General features: G+C 72.7%; 2 protein-coding genes. Both read right to left on the reverse strand.

Annotation, left to right across the window (positions count from 1 at the left end; translation table 11 throughout):
• Positions 1-189: 189 nt before the first annotated feature.
• Positions 190-1,671, reverse strand: coding sequence for a diguanylate cyclase (locus IJH84_RS08085; RefSeq protein ID WP_295142217.1), 1,482 nt, complete (start codon positions 1,669-1,671; stop codon positions 190-192).
• Positions 1,672-1,755: 84 nt separating this feature from the next.
• Entirely contained in the window at positions 1,756-2,421 is a 666-nt protein-coding gene (gene bluB / locus IJH84_RS08090; protein WP_200069110.1) for a 5,6-dimethylbenzimidazole synthase, read from the reverse strand.
• Positions 2,422-2,492 lie beyond the last annotated feature (71 nt).

Here is a 2,492-nt window from a genome sequence, read left to right on the forward strand (position 1 = left end):
CCGGCTCTCCGGCTCTCCGGCTCTCCGGCTCTCCGGCTCTCCGGCTCTCCGGCTCTCCGGCTCTCCGGCTCTCCGGCTCTCCGGCTCTCCGGCTCTCCGGCTCTCCGGCCGGAATTGTCCCAGTTGATCGCGCATCGCCGTACCGGGCAGCGGCCGGGCGTCGGTCACGGGCATGACCGCCGATCCTAATCAGCTGATCTGCGGCCGGTCCCGCTCCGGTCCGGTGCGGTCGATCTCCACCCGGTTCCGGCCCGCGCGCTTCGCCCGGTACAGCGCGATGTCCGCGGCCGCGAACAGGTGGTCCAGCTTGGCCGGTCCGCCCGCGACGCCGATGCTCACCGTCGGTGGTTTCCGGGTGCGGCCCACCACCAGCCGCCAGTCGTGCTCGTCCACCGCGGCCCGGATCCGTTCCGCGACCACCGGCCCTGCGCTGCGCGAATCCTCCGACTCGTCCACCAGCAGCACGACGAATTCGTCGCCGGCCCACCGGCAGATGAGGTCCTGTTCGCGGCACTCCCGCCGCAGCAAGTGCGCGACCTCCTGCAAGGCCGCGTCACCGACGGCGTGCCCGGCGAGGTCGTTGACGTTCTTGAACCAGTCCACGTCCAGCAGCACCAGCCACGGAACCCGGCCCTGCGCGGCGGTCGCCTCCAGCAGCGCGGGCGCCCGCCGTTGCAGGCCGAGGCGGTTGACCAGGCCGGTCAGCGGATCCCGCACCGCGGCCTCCTGCGCGGCGGTGGCCATCCGCTGTGCCTGCACCGCGACCCGCCGCTGCTCCAGCGCCTGCCCGAGCCCTTCCTGCAAGGTCTCCACCGCGGTACTGCTGGCGCGCACCGTGCGCCGCAGCGCCGCGGCCTCGCCGACCGGGTCTCCGAGCAGATCGCAGATCTTGGCCAGGTCCAGCGAGAACCGCATCATCATCATGGTGTCGCCGAGGGTCTCCGCGCCGTCGAGCGCGCGGCTGGCGAACGTGCGCGCGTCGTCCAGCTCGCCGTCCACCCGGCGGATGGTGGACAGCACCCAGTTCGCCACCGCGGCCGCGAACCAGTCCTCGGCGTCCCGGGACAGCACCAGCGCCTCCTGCGCCAGCCGCTCCGCCTGCCGCGGCTGCCCGAGACCGGCCATGCTCTGCGCACCGCCGCCGAGCGCCATGCGCTGCGTCGGACCTTCGTCCACCAGCAGCAAAGCCTCGTCGAAGAGGTCGCGGGCGGTGCGGTAGTGCTCGTGCACGTCCACTTCGCGGGCGAACGCGCGGAACAGCAGCGCGTGCGCTTCCCGCACCAGGCAGTGCGCCAGCGTCTCGCCGCCGCCCGCCTTGCGGGCGATCTGCACCGCTAGCGACATCAGGTCCATCGCCGACTCGCGGTGCCCGATGCTCTCCAGCAGGTAGCCGAGGATGCTCACGGTCTGCGCGGTCGGCTGATCCGCCGGCCGGTCGGTGTCCAGCTCCGTCCAGCCCTCCGCGGCCAGCTCCAGCGCCTGCGGGATGCGGCTGAGCCGCCACGCCAGCCACGCCCGATGCACCAGCACCGTCGCGCGGTTCCACTGCTCGCCGACCAGGTTCAGCCCGGCCGCGGTGAGCTCGTCGAACGCGACGTCGGCGGCGTGCAGCTTGCCCGCTTCCACCAGCAGCCGGACGTGGCGATCCTGCGCCGGGAGGTGCCCGGCCATCACTGGATCGTCCTGCCGCACGGCTGCTCCGAGGATCGCATTCATCCGCGGCGGGGTCCCCGCCGCTCGCGTTCCCGACTCAGGCTACCGGCAGCGTTCCCGGCGGTACTTGTCGTGATGAACCACATCTTCCAGCGGCGACCGCTGCCGCCAGCCGTGTCGTTCCAGGTCAGGCGTTTCGGCCAGGTCGCGCACCGGGCCGACGCAGAGCCAGGCCACCGGCCGCACGCCGCCGGGGATGTCCAGCAGCCTGCGCAGGAACTCCTCGCGGTAGAAGCTGACCCAGCCCACGCCCATGCCCTCGGCCGTCGCGGCCAGCCACAGGTTCTGGATGGCCAGGCACACCGAGTACAGGCCCGCGTCGGCGATGGCGTGCCTGCCCAGCACGTCGGGAGCGCCGCGGGCGGGGTCGTAGGTGACCGCGATGCCGAGGCTGGATTCCACGATCCCCTCGACCTTGATCTTGGAGAACGTCTCGGCGCGCTCTCCGCTGAGCTCGGCGGCGAACACGCTGCGCTCGGCCAGCACGTGCTCCCGGAAGTCGCGGCGGGTGGCGTCGTCGCGGACCAGCACGAAGTCCCACGGCTGCGTGAGCCCGACGCTCGGCGCGCTGTGCGCGGCGGTCAGCACCCGGTGCAGCACCTCGTCCGGAATCGGCTCCCCGGTGAACTCGTTGCGCACGTCGCGGCGGCGCTGGAGCACGTCGTAGAGATCGGCGGAAGGTTCGGGCGCGTTGCGCATGGTGGTCATCCCGGCCATCCTGCCGTGTTGCCGCGCGTGACAACGAGGGGACCGCGTGCGGCGGGTGGGCGGCCGCACCG

Origin of the sequence: Saccharopolyspora sp., assembly GCF_017434145.1 — a bacterium.
Classification (GTDB): Bacteria; Actinomycetota; Actinomycetes; order Mycobacteriales; family Pseudonocardiaceae; genus Saccharopolyspora_C; species Saccharopolyspora_C galaxeae.

Excerpts from the sequence above, each read along its gene's own strand:
- bluB (WP_200069110.1), bottom strand. The coding sequence starts at position 2,421 with ATGACCACCATGCGCAACGCGCCCGAACCTTCCGCCGATCTCTACGAC.
- IJH84_RS08085 (WP_295142217.1), bottom strand. The coding sequence starts at position 1,671 with ATGGCCGGGCACCTCCCGGCGCAGGATCGCCACGTCCGGCTGCTGGTG.